Origin of the sequence: Psychromonas ossibalaenae ATCC BAA-1528 (assembly GCF_000381745.1) — a bacterium.
In the GTDB taxonomy this organism is placed as follows: domain Bacteria; phylum Pseudomonadota; class Gammaproteobacteria; order Enterobacterales; family Psychromonadaceae; genus Psychromonas; species Psychromonas ossibalaenae.
The window spans coordinates 79,955-99,156 of the sequence record NZ_KB906979.1; the positions used below are offsets into that span (position 1 = coordinate 79,955).

General features: G+C 44.3%; 17 protein-coding genes and 1 pseudogene. 11 read left to right on the forward strand and 7 right to left on the reverse strand.

Features of this window, described 5'->3' with window-relative positions; all coding sequences use genetic code 11:
• Window positions 1–135: 135 nt before the first annotated feature.
• Window positions 136–2,172 carry an exo-alpha-sialidase gene (locus tag G327_RS0108595; protein ID WP_019614358.1) on the reverse strand — a complete coding sequence of 679 codons (2,037 nt, stop codon included), beginning with the start codon at window positions 2,170–2,172 and terminating at the stop codon, window positions 136–138.
• Window positions 2,173–2,638: 466 nt separating this feature from the next.
• Here G327_RS0108595 and G327_RS0108605 point away from each other — a divergent pair, with 466 nt between their 5' ends.
• Genes G327_RS0108605 through G327_RS0108620 form a run of 4 tightly spaced genes read left to right on the forward strand, consistent with a single transcriptional unit; the run spans window position 2,639 to window position 4,963 of the window.
• Entirely contained in the window at window positions 2,639–2,938 is a 300-nt protein-coding gene (locus G327_RS0108605; protein ID WP_019614359.1) for a hypothetical protein, read from the forward strand.
• Window positions 2,935–3,528 carry a hypothetical protein gene (locus G327_RS0108610; RefSeq protein WP_019614360.1) on the forward strand — a complete coding sequence of 198 codons (594 nt, stop codon included), beginning with the start codon at window positions 2,935–2,937 and terminating at the stop codon, window positions 3,526–3,528. Before G327_RS0108605 ends, G327_RS0108610 begins: the two co-directional genes overlap by 4 nt.
• On the forward strand, window positions 3,492–3,764 hold the full coding sequence (locus tag G327_RS0108615; RefSeq protein ID WP_019614361.1) for a hypothetical protein: 273 nt from the start codon (window positions 3,492–3,494) through the stop codon (window positions 3,762–3,764). The genes G327_RS0108610 and G327_RS0108615 overlap by 37 nt, the downstream gene beginning before the upstream one ends.
• A 56-nt stretch (window positions 3,765–3,820) precedes the next feature.
• Complete coding sequence (locus tag G327_RS0108620; RefSeq protein WP_019614362.1) at window positions 3,821–4,963, forward strand: hypothetical protein; 1,143 nt, start codon at window positions 3,821–3,823, stop codon at window positions 4,961–4,963.
• A 110-nt stretch (window positions 4,964–5,073) separates the two neighbouring features.
• Here G327_RS0108620 and secF read toward each other — a convergent pair whose 3' ends face one another.
• From secF to G327_RS0108635, 3 genes are all read right to left on the reverse strand, one after another.
• Window positions 5,074–5,964 (reverse strand): protein translocase subunit SecF, encoded by an 891-nt coding sequence (gene secF, locus G327_RS0108625; protein WP_019614363.1) that lies wholly within the window; start codon window positions 5,962–5,964, stop codon window positions 5,074–5,076.
• Complete coding sequence (gene secD, locus G327_RS0108630) at window positions 5,964–7,787, reverse strand: protein translocase subunit SecD (RefSeq protein WP_019614364.1); 1,824 nt, start codon at window positions 7,785–7,787, stop codon at window positions 5,964–5,966. The genes secF and secD overlap by 1 nt, the downstream gene beginning before the upstream one ends.
• Before the next feature lie 102 nt (window positions 7,788–7,889).
• Window positions 7,890–8,513, reverse strand: coding sequence for a hypothetical protein (locus tag G327_RS0108635; RefSeq protein ID WP_157601047.1), 624 nt, complete (start codon window positions 8,511–8,513; stop codon window positions 7,890–7,892).
• Between the two features lie 385 nt (window positions 8,514–8,898).
• Here G327_RS0108635 and G327_RS0108640 point away from each other — a divergent pair, with 385 nt between their 5' ends.
• Entirely contained in the window at window positions 8,899–9,339 is a 441-nt protein-coding gene (locus G327_RS0108640; RefSeq protein WP_019614366.1) for a tellurite resistance TerB family protein, read from the forward strand.
• Window positions 9,340–9,485: 146 nt separating this feature from the next.
• Here G327_RS0108640 and G327_RS0108645 read toward each other — a convergent pair whose 3' ends face one another.
• Together G327_RS0108645 and G327_RS0108650 are read right to left on the reverse strand one after the other, a co-directional pair.
• The gene (locus G327_RS0108645) at window positions 9,486–10,109 is read right to left on the reverse strand and encodes a DUF2057 domain-containing protein (RefSeq protein WP_019614367.1); all 624 of its coding nucleotides are present in this window, start codon (window positions 10,107–10,109) and stop codon (window positions 9,486–9,488) included.
• A gap of 105 nt (window positions 10,110–10,214) precedes the next feature.
• Window positions 10,215–10,820, reverse strand: a complete 606-nt coding sequence (locus G327_RS0108650; protein WP_019614368.1) for a TetR/AcrR family transcriptional regulator — start codon at window positions 10,818–10,820, stop codon at window positions 10,215–10,217.
• A 196-nt stretch (window positions 10,821–11,016) separates the two neighbouring features.
• Between G327_RS0108650 and G327_RS0108655 the strand changes: the two genes are divergently transcribed.
• The 6 genes from G327_RS0108655 (at window position 11,017) to G327_RS0108680 (ending at window position 18,827) form a co-directional block, all read left to right on the forward strand.
• On the forward strand, window positions 11,017–12,048 hold the full coding sequence (locus G327_RS0108655; RefSeq protein WP_019614369.1) for an HlyD family secretion protein: 1,032 nt from the start codon (window positions 11,017–11,019) through the stop codon (window positions 12,046–12,048).
• Window positions 12,048–13,580, forward strand: a complete 1,533-nt coding sequence (locus G327_RS0108660; RefSeq protein ID WP_019614370.1) for an MFS transporter — start codon at window positions 12,048–12,050, stop codon at window positions 13,578–13,580. The genes G327_RS0108655 and G327_RS0108660 overlap by 1 nt, the downstream gene beginning before the upstream one ends.
• A gap of 193 nt (window positions 13,581–13,773) precedes the next feature.
• Window positions 13,774–15,051, forward strand: a complete 1,278-nt coding sequence (locus tag G327_RS0108665) for a dicarboxylate/amino acid:cation symporter (protein ID WP_281167226.1) — start codon at window positions 13,774–13,776, stop codon at window positions 15,049–15,051.
• Window positions 15,052–15,632: 581 nt separating this feature from the next.
• Complete coding sequence (locus G327_RS0108670) at window positions 15,633–17,153, forward strand: Na+/H+ antiporter NhaC family protein (RefSeq protein WP_019614372.1); 1,521 nt, start codon at window positions 15,633–15,635, stop codon at window positions 17,151–17,153.
• A 178-nt stretch (window positions 17,154–17,331) separates the two neighbouring features.
• Entirely contained in the window at window positions 17,332–18,522 is a 1,191-nt protein-coding gene (locus G327_RS0108675; RefSeq protein WP_019614373.1) for a Bcr/CflA family multidrug efflux MFS transporter, read from the forward strand.
• Window positions 18,523–18,641: 119 nt separating this feature from the next.
• Window positions 18,642–18,827, forward strand: coding sequence for a hypothetical protein (locus tag G327_RS0108680; RefSeq protein WP_019614374.1), 186 nt, complete (start codon window positions 18,642–18,644; stop codon window positions 18,825–18,827).
• Between the two features lie 91 nt (window positions 18,828–18,918).
• Here the strand turns inward: G327_RS0108680 and G327_RS24280 are convergent.
• Window positions 18,919–19,202, reverse strand: a pseudogene (locus G327_RS24280) (ISAs1 family transposase); the annotation flags it as partial.

The window sequence follows — 19,202 nt, forward strand, 5'->3', positions numbered from 1 at the left end:
AGTGGAACGTTCATAAATTCATCATTAGAGCAGAATCACAAAAGCGGCGGACAATTTTTACCGCTTTTGTGGTTATGTTAATTTATAGCAAACTGATTAAATAAAAGATCAGATACTTATTCTGACTGGTATTATTTATTCAGGAATAAAATCTTCTCCGTCGGTCAGATATTCTAACGTGAAGCTGGCATAGCGGATCTCTCCGGTAGTCGCTTCATAGAAAAGTCCGATGCGCATATCATCGTGAATCACCAAGTCGGAATAGGCAGAAGTGCCCGGGTTAATGGTTTTTTTCACCGGCCAGCTTTGACCTTCGTCATAGCTTAACTGGACGGTCATATTAACTCGTGAGCTTTGGCTGTGCGGGTTAGAAAATAACAAACGGTTTTTATCGTCTCTATCTTCCCGAGTGTAGCGGATAACAGCAGATGCAACGGTGGGTTCGATTAAATTATCATCATCGACTGTTTCGCCGAAGCTGCTGCCTCCGTCATGGCTTAATGTTACTGCACGTCTTTTATCTGCCGTCGGTCTGTAATTACGGCTGTTAAACATAATGTCGCCGTTTGCCAGCTCTACAGCCTGTACCTCGTTGAGTGACTCCCCGGCAATCAGCCCGCCGATTTCCCAGGTTTCACCATGATCGTCACTCCAGTAAGCATAGTTTTCATTAGCGGTAGCTGAAGTTGCACCCACCGGGTTGTACTGGCCGGAAAAGAACAGCCGGCCGAAACGCCCTGCTTCAGCAGCCTCCTGAGTGTTGAGCTGAATGGCATGGCCGGTCGGCGGAATATGCATTTTCTGACCGGGAATTCGGACCTGATCTGTGATATCAGTCGGCTCCGACCAGGTAACACCATGATCCAGGCTGGTGCGGTAAAGCACCCAGCGCTGTGCCGGGTGATCATCATCAGAAACATCTGCTTCGCCGCCGTCGGCGTTATTCCACATCACCATTAATCGGCCGAATTGTGCTTCTCCCTGTGAGTTGACAACAGGAGTCCCGTCCGCCTGGGTATGTGGATAATACTCATCATAAACAGCGGTCATGTTCTGCGCTGCTAATTGACCGAACTCAGCAATAACCGTTAAAGGTCCCCAGGTGATGCCGTCGTCACTGCTGCGCTTTAACACCACATTAATATTGCCGTGATCACCGCAGTTATCAACTCGGCCTTCGGCAAAGGCCAGTAGATCCCCGTTACCTGCTTTAACAATGGTCGGGATTCGGAAGCAGGCATAACCTTCCGTTCCCGGCTGATATACCACCACTTCGCGCAGCGGACGCTCTTCGCCGCTTACGGAAATGGTGACTGTCTGCTGATCGGTATTACGCCACGGGTCAATAACAGTCAGTTTAACCGGATAGTCACCGCCCCATTCAAAATCATGGTTAAGGTTTTTTCCGAATTTAATCTCACCATAACCAAAGTCCCACATATACTGAAGTTCATCTCCTTCAGGATCGCTAGAGTCTTGTGCAGAAAATAGATACTGGGTGTCCTGCAGGTGTTTGTAGTCAACAACTGCCTGCGGCGGTAAATTAGTGTTGTCAATAAATGAGCTGGCTTCCTGCTCTGATAAGCTTCTGTCATACAAACGCAGATCATCTACCATATAACCGGAGGTTTTCTGGTGGACTCTTATCGGCGCTTCATTACTGAATTCACCCGGGGTAAAGGTACTGGCGTATTCCCCGCTGTTTTGATCAAGTTTCTGACCGTTAATCCACGCACTCAGTTTACCTGCCTGCTGGTCAACAACCGCAGTAAAATGATGCCATTGCTCTAGATTCAGATCGGCGAAATCTGCCTGCAGATCCGCTTTCTGGCCGTTAATATTAATTCTGTAATAGAGACTGTTATTATTGGTAAACAGGGACCATCCAGCTTCGCCGCTGCTGGTATTGCCTTTCTGTACCAGCTGCTGCACGCTGCCTGCTTGCGGGATTTTGAACCAAAAGGTGATCGTCTGTGATTTTAATCCGGGGTTATACTGCGGCTGATCAGCGATATCATAATAGCCCTGATCCGGAAAGCCCATCTCTGCCAGATCCCATTTTTCAATATAGTCCTGAGGGCCGATCTGCAGGTTTTTATTATCTGCGCCAGCAGCATAACAATAACTGCTGAGTGTTAACAGCAGGGCCAGGGCGTATTTCACTATCTTCATATAAATTCCTTAGTGTTAAAATTTACTGGTTAAATATAATGATAATTATCTGCTTAATCTGCTGGGTGGTTACCTCCCGATTAGTAAAACAATGCGTGATAGAAAGAGTTAAATTAACTGTGCAGATTGTCGTACAGACAAAATAACAGAAGCGTTACTCCGGTTTTTATTTGGTATTGGAGTGCGGCTCATGTTAGGCGTCGGGTTTTAAAAAATCAATAAAAAAACAAGTGAAATCAATATATTCATGGAAAATGTGAGCTGTATAGAAAATGTGCAGTCTGGTGAAAAAGCATCACTTTTTACTAAAGATGCGTTTTTTTTAATCTAATCGTTAATATAAATGCAGTCCGTAAAACAGCTTCGACAATGTTCTGCCTACGCTGTCGAGTATTTAATATTTAACTTGCCCGCTGACATTTCTATACTCCTTTCGGAGTGATCGCGGTTAATTTAGAGGTTTTATATGTTTAAGGTTATATTTGCTATTTTTGGATTTTTGTTATTTATAGAGAAAGCACTAGCGGCAGCAACGATAAGTGATATGCATCTTGTATATGATCCGGCTAATGCAACGTCTGTTTATGCGACTCCGCTTAACGGCTCGATACGAACTCTCGAAAATGCCTGTAGAAATCCTTTTGCGGCCGCTTATAAAGTGGGTGGGATTAGTGGGCAGCCTCAAAGATATAGAGAGATTGAAATAGGCAAGGAACCGACAGATGAAATTATCCTGAGAAATCTGCGTGGCGGGGGGGGGAAGTGAAGATAAAAATATGGCCGCTTGGTTTTAAAGCCCAGTTCAATGAAGGTACCAAGCATGTTGACCGTATTGTAACGGGGACTACCTGCGGGGAAATGTTGACAGGTGAAGATATTTATGCTGAAAAAATGCTCGGCAGCACCGAGCCCTTATTCATTAGATATCAAATGGCGGGGAATAATCTCGAATTAATACTGGGGGTCGAAGTTGTGGACGCTACTCATATGACCCCTGGTGTGTACGGGATTTCAGGTTATGCATTTAACAAGTCAGTTTTCACTGTAAGTCCGCACTCTGTTCATCTCGGTACTGACGTTCCTATCATTAACTCTTTGGCACTGATGATACCGCATGTGTTTTATATTGACTTTCCCTATGACGCGGTGGTGTTAAATCCTTCACAGAGTCAGCCAGATCAAATAATGAGCGGCGAGCTGCCGTTTTATGCCACCAGTAATGAGCGCTACAGTATTAGCCTGCAGTGCGGTGCTTATGGCGGCAGTTCGGCTGATAACTGTTATTTTGATGCCGACGCAAACTGGAACTGTCCAGCAGCGTGTTTTTTCCACAGCAGAATGTCACCCTGGATTTAAAGCATAATACACCGGTTTATGTGGATGGCGTGCAGTTTACCGGTATAAATACGCCGGAGCGTAAGGACATTTTGGATGAGGCTGGTGACGAGACCGGTTACTATCACCAAACCAATACAGTCAGTGCAGCTAGACGTTATCAGGGCCAAGTGCAGTTTTCCCTGGATATATCTAAAGCGCAGCCGGGCAGAACCTACAGTGATACCATTCACTTAGTGTTTGAGGCGGATTTTTAATGCTGCCGGCTTATTATTTTTTTATCACTTTCGTTAATTTTTAATAGGTATTGTTTATGATGCTTATCCATAGAGCGCTGTTGTTTATTGGTTTTTCTCTACTGCCGGGGCTGGCGACGGCAACGGGGATTCCGACGTTTCCGGATATCCATTTACAATACGATCCGTTAAATAGTGAAGGATCCTACGCACTGCCCCTTAACGGAAATACGTATAGCCGGTGTGGAAATGACTATGCGGTAAGTTATATCATGTCCGGGTTAAGGGGAACTGCTAATTTAATGCGAACCGTTCATTTAGGCGGGCAGCCGTCGCAGAAAGTGACGCTCAATAATGTGCGCGGCGGCAGCTCGGTGGATTTAATTATCCGGCCGGTTGGTTATCTTAAATACGGTAAGACTAATCATACTGCTCATCAACTTATTGGTACTACATGCAGCTCCCAAACAACTAGTGCTGGGAAGTCCCACCTCTGGGCAGAAAAAGCAGTTAATGAAACTACGTCGTTGTATGTCAGATACAAACCGGGAACCAGTAGGAAAGAAGAACTTACGCTGGTTTTCGAAATTATGAATACAGGCCCTATTACGCCTGGCGTTTACGGGATGGGGACATATACATTTGACATAGACGTATTAGGTATGAGTGAAAATACACTGGGTGGCAACTCAGGTCAAACTGCCGCTCCCCTTTATGCGCCGATTATTCCTCGTTTATTGCTGACGGTACCGCATGTGTTTTTTATTGACTTTCCCTACGACGCAGTTGTATTGAATCCTTCACCGAGCCGGCCCGATCAAATAATGAGCGGCGAGCTGCCGTTTTATGCGGCCAGTAATGAGAAATACAGTATTACCCTGCAGTACGGGACTTATGGCGGCAGTCTGGCAGATAACTGTTATTTTGATGCCGACGGAGACCTGGAATTGTCCAGCAGTGTGTATTTTCCGCAGCAGAATGTCACCCTGGACTTAAAGCATAATAAGCCGGTTTATGTTGACGGTGTGCAGTTTACCGGCAAAAATACACCGTCTGAGCCGATTAAATTCAACGGTGGTACCGACACTTATGTGAAGAATACAGGCAGTGCGGCTGAACGTTATCAGGGCCAAGTGCAGTTTTCTCTGGATATATCTAAAGCGCAGCCGGTTAGAACCTACAGCGATACCATTCACTTAGTGTTTGAGGCGGATTTTTAGTTTGAAGATTGTTTAAGTTATGCCGTAATTCACTTGTGATGCAGTTTTTGTATATGCTTTAAAATAACCACCAGTAACAGCGCTGGTGGTTATAAACTGCAGTCTCAGTATTATACTAATTCAGGTACAGGCTCTTTCGGCTGATAATCCTCGGCCCTTAAACCGAGCCTCTCAGGCAGTGTTGGTGCGATACAAATAGAAGAGATAGTACCAACGACGATGCCGAAAAACAGGGCAGTCGAAAAGCCCTGCAGCGGCCTTCCTGCTAACAGCCATATTGCACCGACCGTGGTCAAGGTTGTCCCCGAGGTAATCAAGGTACGGCTCATGGTTGAGCAGATCGCCTGATTAATGCTTTGCGAAACAGCCTGGCACGGTTTGCTGCGCAGTATTTCGCGGATCCGATCGGCCACAACAATGGAATCATTGAGCGAATAACCGATAACAGCCAGTACAGCTGCCAATACGGTAAGGTTAAACTCCAGCCCGCTCCAGGCAAAGATACCCAGAGTTATGACTACATCATGAAATAGTGCCAGCACGGCGCCAAAAGCAAATCGCCATTCAAATCTAAATGCCAGATAGATAAAAATAGCCAAAACAGCAGCCAGCATAGCCAGGCCGCCCTGTTCGAGCAGTTCATCACCGACCTGCGGCCCTATTATACTGGAGTTCAGTAGTGTGGTTTCGCTAGCGGTATTTTCGCCAAGCTGTGCAAACCAGGACAAATCCGGATCTTTTAATAAAGGCTGGCGTATACTCCAGGTATGTCCGTCATCAATCAAACTGACGCTGGCTTCTGGTCCGAGCAGATTACTGACCTGACTGCTCATATCCTGTAGATTAACAACTTCTGTTGTGTTGATTTCGGTAACAATACCGCCGGTAAATTCAAGGCCCTGATTGAGTCCAAAAGTCAATAAGCCGGCAAAAGATAAAAGCACGGCCACTAAACCTAATACACAGCCGTAAAAACGTAATCGGGTTAATTGAGTAATCATTATTTTGCCCCCTGCAATACATGCTTGCGTGATGTTTTTTTCTTTCTCAATAAAGTTAAATTCACTAATGCTCTGGAAGTAAATACACCGGTGAAAATACTGGTCAAAATACCCAGGCCAAGCGTGACGGCAAAACCTTTTACCGGTCCGTAACCGATGGAAAATAAAACCACAGCACAGATCATGGTGGTGATATTAGCATCCATGATGGTAGTTAAAGCTCCTCGGTAACCTGCCTCGACTGCCATGGCTAAACTGCGGCCGCGTTTAGACTCCTCTTTAATACGCTCAAAAATAAGGACATTGGTATCGACCGCCATGCCGATAGTTAATACCAGTCCGGCAATGCCGGGAAGGGTCAGCACAGCCCCCGGCAGTAAAGACATCAGACCGATCAGCATGACCAGGTTAGTAAGCAGCGAAAGGTTAGCAATCCAGCCTAAGCGGCGGTACCAGAGAGCCATAAAGGTTACGATGGCGCTTAGTCCAAGGAGCAGGGCGGCAAAGCCGTTTTCAATATTATCCTGTCCTAATGAAGGACCTATGGTGCGCTCTTCAATAATGGAAACCGGTGCAGACAAGGAGCCGGCGCGAAGCAGCAGTGCTAATTCCTGAGCTGCTTTAGAGTCCTCCATACCGCTGATCTGGAAACGGCTCCCCAAATGTGCGCGAATGGTGGCGACATTAATTATTTTACCTTCTTTGATTAAGTTTCCATCTTGATCCTGACGATATTCTGTATACAGAGTCGCCATAGGTTTACCGATATTAGCACGGGTAAAGTTAGACATTAATTTACCGCCGCTTGCATCCAGAGTCAGGCTTACCTGGGCACTGCCAAATTCATCGCGCCCGCTGCGTGCGTCGCTGATATGCTGGCCGGTTAATATAGGCAGGCGTGCAATTGAGATGGTTTCTCCGCGCGCTGTTTTTATGAGTCGACCGCCGCCTGCCAGTACCGGGTAAAATTCCAGTGAAGCTGTTGCACCGATCACACGTTTAGCTTCAGCAGGATCCTGCACGCCGGGCAGTTCAATACGAATTCGGTTTTGCCCCTGACGCTGGGTTACTGCCTCGGTGATGCCTAAAGCTTCAATTCTACCTCTCAGGGTATGCAGGTTTTCCTGCAGAGTAAGCTGACGAATTAAATGCTGCTCTGTCTCCGGGATGATGACTGAAATGTCTCCGCCGCTATGAACAGCTGTTTTTAAATTAGGATAAAGCTCTGCCAGTTTGTTTTTTAAACTGGTTTTAGCCTGGCTGCTGACAGCAGGCAGTTTGATTTCGATTGATTCGAGTCCGTTGATCAGCACACTGCTGTTTCTGATGTGAGACTCACGTAATAAAGTGCGGATCTCTTGCTGCATTTGTGTCAGCTTGTTGGCAACGGCCTGATCGGTATCGACATTAAGCAGAAACTGCACACCACCGCGCAGATCTAAGCCGAGTTTTATCGGCTCCAGGCCTAAGCTTTTGAGCCAGGCAGGTGATGCAGAGTGCATTGACATAGCCACCGTTATGTTATGGCCGAGTGCCTGCTGCAGTACTTTCTGTGCTTTAGCCTGCTGGCTGTTGTCGTTTAATAACACGGTTAATTCGCTGCTGTTAATATCGATTTGTTTTACTGCCACATTCTGCTCCTGCAGCAGCTGGTAAACTTGAGATGCGGGCATCATGGAATCAGAACTGCCGCGGATATTGAGTGCTGCATTCTGACCGAAAATATTCGGTAATGCGCTGAGAAACAGCATGAAGATGGTAAATATAAGTACAAGGTACTGCCATTTTGAATAGCGGTTAACAGCTTTGGGTTTTACTTTCATAAGAGATCTATCCAGCTTAGTCGACAAAAAAGCCGACAAAAATGTCTGCGGCGTTAGTTAACGCCGACGGTGATTTTTATTACTTTGGTGAGAACAAAGTAATTAGCTGTGGTAGGTAATGGAGCCGCTGTAAAGGCTGTTACTCTCTTTCCAGCCGGCAATACGTGCCGGGCTGCTGCTGCAGGTTGATAAAAACCAGGGACGAAAATCATTGGCCGCAAATGAAGGTGTAGACTTTTGCGTAGGGGCAAGCGGGGGATTAAACTCAATTTCAAGCTGGTAAACTGGCTGGCGCTGATAGTCACTGAGCAGATAAGCGTTTCTGCTTAATCCTGGATCGACATGTATGCCGTCTTTTAATTTAGGCTGCTGTTTTGACGCCGGGGATTTTTGACTTAACAATTTAACCGCAGTGCTGACTGCCTGTTTAACTGCAGTAGTATTTTGTTTAACCAGTTTTTGTTTGAGCAGGATAACTTCCTGCACAGAGCCGTTGTCCGATAATAACGTATGTTGGTTATCGACAGATGTTACCGCAGTTAAGCTGCTTTCTAACTGTGCAGCCGGATTGGGTTTGTGCAGTGTATTAAACTGAGTGTATGAGCCGGCATAAGCACAGAAGCTCATTAAAAATAAGAAAGTAATAAAAACGTTTCTTACACTACGCACGACATTAACCACTTGTTCATATTCGATTTGAAAAGAGAATATGGTGATCATTGTCACATTTGTCAATGCTTGTGTGAAAATTAGTATAAATAAACTGTTATTCAGCAGTCAGAAATACCTGGCGGCTTTTGTCTCCTTCCTATCAACATTTGTGTTATAAAATGGACATGAATGACTGTGCGCATGCGTTTTTTTAAGTATGTATTTTTAATGTAAATTGAACTTATTCGTCCTTTTCTGCTCTAAGTTTAACCATAACTTATTCGTCTAGCCCTGCCAAAAGGGGGCTGCCCAGTTAAATCGTGTAATACCAATTCGCCAAACTAACTGAACTGCTTTTTATCTGGAAGTGCGTTTTAACCGCGCAATTCAAGAGGTGAGGCTAAAACAGAACATTAAGCAGGTTGGTGTAAGTTAGTAATACTAAATATAAGAGTTAGTAATGATTGCAAAGATTAAAGATTTTTTAAATTCAATGATAGAAACAGATGCATCAGCTTCAGAAGAGGATCACAGGATCGCGATTGTTTCTTTACTGTGTGAGGTTTGTAATGCGAATCATTCGATTGCAGATAAAGAGGAAGAGGCTGTAGTTAGAACCTTGAGTAAACTCCTGCATATCGACACAGACAAAGCGCAGGAGCTCCTGGAAATTGGTAAAGAAGAGATTAAATCTTCGAATTCATTGTTTGATTTTACCTCGCAGCTAAGCCATTTAGACAGTGAAAGTCGTATCAGATTAATAAGTGCAATGTGGGAAGTGGCTTATGCAGATAATCATTTAGATCCAATAGAGGAGTCTATTATTCGAAAAGTCGCCGCGTTAATTTATGTAGGACATAATGAGTTTATCCGCACTAAACTGGCGGTTATGCCTTCATAAAAAATACAGGTATATTGTGCCTAGCATCTTGGAATATTTTGTCTTACTGACTTTGAATCTTGAAGTATCATGGGTATAAATATAAAAAGGTGTCCCTTTAATAATGGACACCTTTTTTTACGGTTTCTGTGAAAGTAACGGCAGGGTTATTTCATTTCTTGTTCAAGCAGCCAGATTCTAAAGGCTTTACGTTCTTCTTTGCTTGCCGAGTTGTACAGCTGCATCAGCTGCTCTGATTTTGCCTGGTTTAAATTGTTATTCGGCTCGCCCGCTGTCGCTGGTGTCGTTGTTACTGCTGCCGTCGCCGGTGCATTTGCTAGAGTAATTCCCTGCTCGTTATTATAAGCTGTGATCAGTTTTTCGATATCACTGTAAGGCAGATAACCTTCTCCATGTAATGTATCACTGCCGGCAATTTTTTTAGTTTCCTGCTCATTACTAACAATCCAAGTTAAGCCTTTACGCATCTCATTTTCAGCCTGGCTTTGAGTATTGAAATTTTTAACTGCTATTTCAGTCTCTCCGATAACCTCGATATCAAAAATATAGGGTTTGCTGTGTATCAGCTCTTTATTTCTAAAACTGTTTACATATTTGACCACCACCTGATGGCTGCCCTCTGTCAACTGTGCATCGGCGCTAGTGAAAAAATTACTTTTTATCTTCTGGCCGTCAACGGCTAAGATTTCTACGCCTTTTCCGCCGATCAGACTGTTAGCCTGACTGAATGGAACCATGATTAATGATAATAATAAAACTAAACCTTTCATTTAAACTTTTCCTTTTTAAGCTGTAAGTATTGTATTGCCCGACACGTTACTATGTTGTTGATTAAAAATATAGGCACATCTGATCTTTTTAAGGAGCCTGTTAAGTTAATCTGCAATGCTGCAGCCCTGCAGGAAAAATTTGACTGCTTGTTGTGCAGATTTGTGCATTTCCTGTTCGCTCGGGCTGGGCATTCCTAGCATTGCTTGTTGGAAAAAGTCACCTCTTAATAATCCTAATAAGCGGGTGGCGGCTAACGACGCGTTATTTATGTGCAGTTTTCCCTGCTCTGCCTGCTGCAGTAGAAACTCAGTTAAAAGGTGATGAAAATGCTGCGGGCCGCGGCTCAAGAAAAATTCTGCCAGTTCCTGATCGCGGCGAGATTCCGTAATAACTATGCGGTACATGTTCAGCAGCTGTGGTGAACACAGGGTTTTGATGTATAAATAACCAAATTCATTGAGCTGCTTTGTTAGAGGAATATCTGAATCATTTTGAAACTGAAAAACGCTTTTCATTTCTTCAGTACCCTGAGTAATGACTTCATTTAAAATCCCTTTTTTATCACCGAAATAACGGTAAAGAGTCTGTTTTGAGCCACCGCATTGTTCAATTATCTGATCCAGACTGGTTTCTGGATATCCTTGTTTGAAAAACAGCTGCGTGGCGGCTGCAATAATTTTTTGACGCTTTAATAGGGTTGATGGACGCATAACTACCTCTTTTTTATCCATATTAAAACAGTTAGTTTGATGACATGCAATTTCTGAGCAGCTGTTGTTAGTAGTGCACCTGCGATGCAGTTTAGCTGTTTCTGCGGGCTGCCTGTAAATATAACTTGATCAGTTTTGGATAATGACTTATCGTACTGTCCGGTACGGTACGTTGTTTATAAGGAGAGTATACGATATGAACAACAAAATCAAAACACTGCTAACGGCTTTAATTTTAAGTGGTTGTGCGGCTGCTGTTTATTACACCTTTGCCTTGCAGGCTAACCGGGTAAAAACTGAAAACGCTTATGTTCATGGAGAAATTACCCAGATAAGTGCAGAGGCTTCCGGCCGAATTACTAAAATATTGATTAGTGATAACCAGCTGGTGCAGGCCGGTGAACTACTCGCTGTTATTGATGACCGGGATTATATAGCACACCGGGATCAGGCGCGTGCAGCCTTAGCTGTGGTCAAGGCTGCATTAGCAAACAACCTGTCTCGTATTGAATTACAAGAGCTTAATATTAAACAGGCATCAGCGCAGCTTGATACGCTGCAGGCCGAAGATAAACTGCAGAGAAGCGAGCTCCTGCGTTATTCCAGGCTGGTTAAAACCGGTGCGGTAAGTCAAACCAGGTACGAACTGCAGAAAACTACCACAACAAAAGCCGCCGCTAACCTGGAAGCTGGAAAGTTTACGCTGGCGGCCTCTAAGCAGACTATCCAGACCCTACAAAGCGAACGTGCGCAGATTATTGCCCAGCAGCAGCAGGCGGCGGCTGGGCTGGCATTGAGTGAACTTGCGCTGCAGGACACTAAAATCCGCGCGCCGATCACAGGTGTTGTAGGTAACCGTTCTCTGCAGGTAGGTAAGTTTGTCAAAGCGGGAACAGGCATTCTAGCGATAGTGCCGGTCGATGAGCTTTGGTTAAACGCTAATTACAAAGAAACACAATTAACAAATGTTAAACCAGGGCAGGCGGTTGATGTGCTGCTGGATATGTTTCCGGGTAAAGCGATTAAAGGGCGGGTCAGCAGTATATCTCCCTCTACCGGAACGCAGTTCAGCCTGCTGCCGCCGGACAACTCTACGGGTAACTTTGTAAAAGTGGTACAGCGTGTCACCGTGAAAATTGAACTGGATATTCCACAGGAACTGCAGGGACGTGTTGTGCCGGGACTTTCTGCACAGGTTGTTATTCATGCCGCGACGACAGGAGTTTAATGATGAAAGCGTCTAGAGAGCTTATTGTGCTGGTATCTTTGCTGATGATTCCCTTTGGTATCACTTCAGCGGTTTATAATGCCAGCTCGGCTGAGATTGCAGCCGCACTGCACCTATCGGCAGATGATACATCCTGGTTCAATATTCTCTATATAGGCGCGCAGTTAATAATGCTGCCTTTTGCTTCCTGGCTGACATACCGATGCGGCGCTGTTCGTCTGCTGGTTAGCGGGGCGGTTATTGGTCTGCTCAGTACACTAGTCAGTACTTTTAGTCATGCGCCTTTGATGCATTTCATCGCGTGGGGCGGACACGGTATTGCAGCCAGTGCTATGATTGTTGCCGCTCAGGTACTGGTGCTGCGCAATTTATCGGTCCGTTATATTGCTTATGCTGAAAGTCTAATGCTGCTGATGACCACCTTAGTGCCTTTTGGTATTTATCCATGGGTTTTAGCTGAGTTAGCAGAAAGCCAGCTTTGGCAGTTAGCTTTTGCCGTGCAGATATTTGTTTATATTATCTTTTTGACCTGGGTCTGGTTACGTCCTTTTCCCTGTAAAGAACAAAAACAGCTGGTTACATTTAATCTGCTTCAGGCTGTTTTAATAACGGCTTCAATATCTGGGGGCGTTTTTGTACTGATGCGCGGTCAGTTTTATAACTGGTTTGACAGCTCAGTTATAATTAATGCCGCTGTGGTAACATCTGCGTTGATCCTGCTTTGTGTTTTCGCGATTAAAAAACGCTGGGGAAGGGGGGAATATATCCGCTCCGATGTACTGGCTTCAGCTAAGAATATCGTCTCTATGTATAACGGCGCGTTAGCAGGTTTTGCGGTATTAGGGACTTCTATGCTGATTTCTAGTTATCTTGCCGGCGTACTGCAGTACAGTCATAGTCAACTGGGCTGGATTCAAGTTCCTGCATTCAGCAGCATGCTGCTTGGGCTGCTGGTAAGTGTCTGGATCTGTAATCATCCGACCTTAAAACCTGATGTGGTGATCCCTGTCGGAGTATTGATGATCCTGATCTCCAGTGCTTTCCTTTCTACCAGTAATGCCTACAGCGGTGCCAGTGATATGTGGTTAGCGCTGCTGCTGCGTGGTTTTGGTGTGGGTGTGCTTAATGTAACAGTGACCATTTATATTCTTGGCGGATTTGAGAAAAAACATATCCCTCAGGGAGTCAGTTACTTTTATCTGTTTAGAACATTCGGCGGGCTGGCAGGAACTGCTTTGTTTTCCCGCTTAATGAGTCTGGAAGCCTCTGCCGCTGTTAATGTGCTGGGTGAGAATTTTAATGAAACAAATCAGGCTTTTGTCCTTTATCAGGGAGCAATGGTGCGCATTCTGGAAAACGCCATGCTGGAGGTCACGCCGGAGCGTGTCGCTATGCTGCTTAGCGGTCAGCTAAAAATGCAGACAGCAGCAGTCGCGGGTGTTAATAATTTCCAGTGGTTTGTTATCTGTATTTTTATCCTCGCACCGATACTGCTTATTGGTAAGAAGCTGACCGGAGGAAAAAATAAGTGAAGTAATACAGTTAAGCAGAAAAACTCCCTGACACAAAACCAATAAATCCCTACAGAGTGTATTGAGATGTGAGAACAGACACAATATGAAGTTAATGTATTGCTCAGTGAATAAGGGATAGGTAAACTGCGTCCGCAGACATATATAGTCTCAACATACAATTTAGCTTATACAATACTTAAGGATGAAAAAAGTGCTAACGAAACATAAAGGAATCTTGTCCAACATAGGGACGCAGGTAGTTATTGCCATGGTTATAGGCTCCCTTGTCGGGGTTTACATGGGCGACGCCGCATCAATGTTTGCGCCGCTGGGTGCAATATTTATTCATTTAATCAAAATGCTGGTGATCCCTTTAGTAGCCGTGGCTATTATTACGGGGGCTGCCAATCTTGGTGACAGTCCGGCGGCCGGAAAAATTGGTCTTACCACTTTCGGCTTCTTCATGCTGACTTCTGCTATTGCTGTTGCCTTAGCAATCTTTATGGGAGAGATGTTTACTCCTGGTGTCGGTGTAGATTTATCAAGCATGCAGGGAATATTTTCTAATGAGTATGCTGATAAAGGTAATGTCCCCGGCTTTTTCGATACGATTTTAGGCATGATCCCGACGAATGTCTTCCAGTCGTTAAATAACGCCAATATTCTACAGATTCTGGTTTTCTGTCTGTTTCTGGGCATTGCATTATCTAAAGTTGAAAAGAAACGCAGTGAACCGTTATTAAACATTCTTAACGGCCTGGTTGATGCGTTTGTATGGATGATCAATGTTGTTATGCGTATAGCACCGATTGGTGTATTCGGTCTGATGGCTGAAGCAGTAGGCACCTTTGGTTTTGATGTATTAACAACGGTAATGCAGCTGTTTGTTGTTTACGTTGCAGCAATTCTCATCTTTGGTTTTGTTGTTTATCCGCTATTTATCAAACTGTTTTCTGAGGTTCCAGTGAGCCGTTTTCTATCTGCAATGAAACGTCCGCAGGCGGTTGCACTTTCAACTGCATCTTCTATGGCAACACTGCCGGTTACTTTAGATACAGTAGAAAAAGAGCTGAATGTTTCTAACTCTACCGCTTCTTTTGTACTGCCGCTGGGCGCGACCATTAATATGAGTGGTAATGCAATTTACTACGGCCTAGTTGCAGTGTTTTTTGCGCAGGTATTCAATGTAGATCTTGGTTTTGCCGCGTATGCCGCTATTATTTTCACCGCAACTATCGGTGCAATCGGTCAGGCGGGTGTACCTGGTCCTTCTTTCCTTGTTGTTGCAGTACTGCTGGCGGCCGGTATTCCAATTGAAGGTTTACCGCTGTTATTTGCATTGGATCGTATTTTCGATATGATCCGTACGGCACTAAATATCACCGGTGATGCTGCTTGTGCTGTGATCGTGGATAAATTCAACCCGGAAAATCAGGTTGATGCAGAAGTAACGCCGATTAACGGACAAGAAGAGAAGAAAGTCGCTTAAGTTTTGTATTAAGTGAACATCTTGCTAAGGGAGCTTATTTAAGCTCCCTTTTTTATTTTGTAACGTTCTCGGTATGATCGTTTACTGACCAGCTTGATGTTAAGGCGTTTGAGCAGTTTTCCTCTTCTGTGTAATTTTTCTAATTTTTACTTCTAATACCAATCGGAATAAATAGCTGATCAGTTTTACTGGTTAATACAGCTTATTTCTTCGTTGTAAATTTCGTAAAGGGAACAACCATTTACATCAATTTACGCCTTGAACTAAGCAGTTTTTCCTACGCAAAAAGTAGATCACATACTTAATCCGATTGGTATAAGCAAATATCCAGTTCATTTTAAGAAAAAATGCCAGTCACTTTTACTGCATAAACACATCAAATTTTAATGCACCTCTCTATGCTAAAGAAAAGGTCATTTACGTTATTTGTGCTTATTATTAAATAGTTAGACTGAAGAAGCGTTGTTACTATACATAACGCAAAAATAAATATATATTCACTATTTATGTGTAAATATTCACTTTGTGTGTTTGTCTTAATAATATAGCTGTTGAAAACTTTACCTGGGAATGAGAATAAAATGCAAGAAATAGATATAACCTCACTGCTGCCGATTGTTGTCACTCTGGCGCTTTCATTAACCACGAGAAACGTTGTGATCGGCCTGTTTGGCGGTGTATTAACAGGGGTGGTAATGATAAATGGTTTTAACCCGCTGCAGAATGTCGGCTTAATGGTTAAAGATTATATTGCGCCGCAGCTGACTGACAGTTATAACGCCGGCGTATTAGTTCTGCTGGTGTTTATCGGCGGCTTTGTGGCACTGATGGAGCAGTCCGGCGGCGGTTTTGCTTTTGCCTCTAAAGTAACCGGCTGGGTCAGTACAAAATTTAAAGCTCAGACATCTTCATGGTTTGGCGGTATTATTATCTTCTTCTCTGACTTAGGAACACCGCTGATTGTCGGGCCGGTATTTCGTCCAATCTTTGACAAGTTAAAAATATCTCGTCAGAAACTCGCATTTATTCTTGATTCAACTTCTTCGCCTGTGGCAATCCTTATTCCCTTTATCGGCTGGGGAGTTTATATAATGGGACTTCTACATAAGGAGTTCAGTGTATTAAATGTGGATATTAGTGACTGGCAGGCATTTATCTCTGCTGTTCCGTATCAGTTTTATGCTTTTCTGGCTATTTTCATCGTGCCGCTCGTGGCTTTTAAAAAATTAGATTTCGGCCCTATGGCTGCCGCAGAAGAAAATGCTCAGAAGGGCATTAGTACAGGCAGTAGTAAGGAGTCGCTGCAGCCCTTTACCCATGATAAAGCTAAGGCTTCATTTGTCTGGGCACCGCTTCTGATGATGGCGATTGTGCTGTTTAGTATGCTGCTGCCGTTAGGTTTCCCTTTTGAGAAAATTTCCGGAGCAGATTTTAGAGCCGCACTGTCCAGTGCTTATTTCTTTGCTGCTGTTACCTTGATTTGTCTGATGGCACTGTACAAGGTCAGAAATCTGTCTAATGGTATTTCTGTTTATCTAAAAGGCATGGGTAATATGATGCAGGTGGCGATTATCCTGATCCTTGCCTGGACATTAAGCAGTATTGGTAAAGAGCTGGGGACTGCCGCTTATATCGCTGAACAGGCACAAAGTGGTTTTCCTTACTGGTTAGTACCGGCTGTCTCTTTTCTGCTGGCGGGCATTATATCTTTTGCTACCGGTTCGTCATGGGGAACTTTTGCCATTATGATGCCGCTGGTGATACCTACTGCGTTTGCTATTGATGCGCCGCTTTATGTTTGTATCGGTGCCGTTTTATCCGGCGGTTTATTTGGAGATCACTGCTCGCCGATATCTGAAACAACTATTTTGTCTTCTACGGGATCCGGTTGTGATCAGTTTGAACACTTCCGTACGCAGCTGCCTTATGCATTATTGAATGGTGGTATTGCGCTGACCAGCTTTATCATAGCCGGTGTATTTGCAAGCCCGCTGGTATTAGCCGCTGCACTTACCGCTCAGGTATGCCTCGTTTATATGTTGTCAAAGCTCCATCACAAACGTAAATCTACAAAGGCGCCGGCAAACACAGCTGCCGCATAATATTGACGGCTTTGTAAACACAACGAAAAAGTGTCTGACAAACATTTTTTCGTTTTTGCTTTTCTGCACATAAATGTATATGAACTATGTAAAAATAACCTCTCATGTGATCTGGCTCGTGTTATCCTAAGACACTAATTTCTATTCTATTGTCAAATTCGTCCACCCAGGAATTTCTATGAGTTCAAACGCTTCATCGAAGTTAAGTTTACTGCTGATTATTATACTAGGCGCAATATCTGCACTTACACCCTTAGCCATTGATATGTACCTGCCGGCAATGCCGAGTATTGCCCGGGAGTTAGGCGTAAGCTCCGGGGCAATTCAAATCACTTTAACTGCCTATGTAAGCGGCTTTGCAGCAGGGCAGCTGGTGCACGGACCTTTGGCTGATAGTTACGGGCGTAAACCAGTACTGCTGATTGGTACTGCGTGTTTTGCTGTCGCGTCGGTAATCAGTGCAACGACCGAGGGCATTAATGCATTAATGTGGGTACGTGCAGCGCAGGGCTTTGCCGGTGCCGCCTCTGCTGTCGTTATTCAGGCGATAGTCAGGGATATGTTTGAAAGAGAAGACTACGCCCGTACCATGTCGATGATAACTCTAGTGATGACCATTGCTCCCTTAGTGGCACCTATGATCGGCGGGCATATGGCGGTGTGGTTCGGCTGGCGTTCAATTTTCTGGCTGCTGGCATTAATTGCAGTAGTCGTGATTATTGCTTCAACTCTGGTTATCCCGGAAACACTTGCAGTAGAAAAAAGACCGTCCTTTAGCCTGCAGACAACGCTGCGTAATTATTTTGAACTGTCTACCCGCCCTGAAGCGATAGGTTTGATTTTTACCGGTGCATTTTCTTTTTCAGGCATGTTCGCATTTTTAACTGCCGGCTCTTTTGTGTATATCGAACTTTATGGTGTTGCTATCGAATACGTGGGGTATTTATTCGGTTTGAACGTACTGCTGATGATGGTGATGACCAGCTTTAACGGGCGTCTGGTCAAAAAAATGGGATCTCACTGGATGCTCCGTTTCGGTTTAAGTATTCAGCTGCTGGCCGGTATTTTATTAGTTGCAGCCCAGGTTCTGGATCTTGGTTTATGGGGCGTAGTAATCCCGGTGATGATGTTCGTCAGCACGATTTCAATTATCGGCAGTAACAGTATGGCGCTGCTGCTGAGTGAGTATCCTCATATTGCCGGCACCGCATCGTCGCTGGCCGGTACATTACGTTTTGGAACCGGTGCGCTGATGGCTGCCTGTATATCACTGCTGCCGGGTTCGTCTGCCTGGCCTATGGTTGCAATGATGGCGTTAAGTGCAGTCCTGTCGATGGTTATTTATCTTCGCTTTGCCAGAAATATTTAATGCTTTGATGTTACCTGTCTAGAGGCTTCAGTTGTTTTAGGCAGGTTAACTCCTATAATCTAAGTAAGCAGATCATAGATTGTCTGCTGCTGGTGTTTTGAGTGACGAAAGAGGTGATTATGGATATGAGTGTTGTCGGCGGGGTAATGACCCAGCAGGCTAAAATTAGTACCCTGGAAAAAGTTAATGTCAGTTTACTTAAAACAGCCAATAAGCAGGCAGAAGAGCAGACCGTGAAGTTATTAGAATCAGTGAAGCCGGCGCCTGTTGGTAATCTGGGTAAACATATAGACATTGAAGTTTAATCTGCAGTAATTCCGCCTGCTGTGTAATTGTTATTACACAGCAGGCGTTTTTTATCAGTTTTTACTAATCAAACAGACCCAACCTCCACGGCTAGCGCATTTTAATCCCTGATTCTAAAAGGGCTGAGCGATAGCCATCATCTAGTGCTGCCATCTTTTTTTTTGCAGCTATACTCGCCGACTTTGTCTTATCTTGTTTAAATAAGCCCATCGCTATTTTTCTCATTACATTAAAAGCAAGTGGACCTCGGCCTTTACGAATCCTTGATTCATCTTCTCTAAAAGTCATATCTAGCATCCAGTGCATACTCTCAACCTGCCAATGATTACGGACTGCATGTAGACTTTGTTCTGCGTTTAAGTTCAGTGAACTAA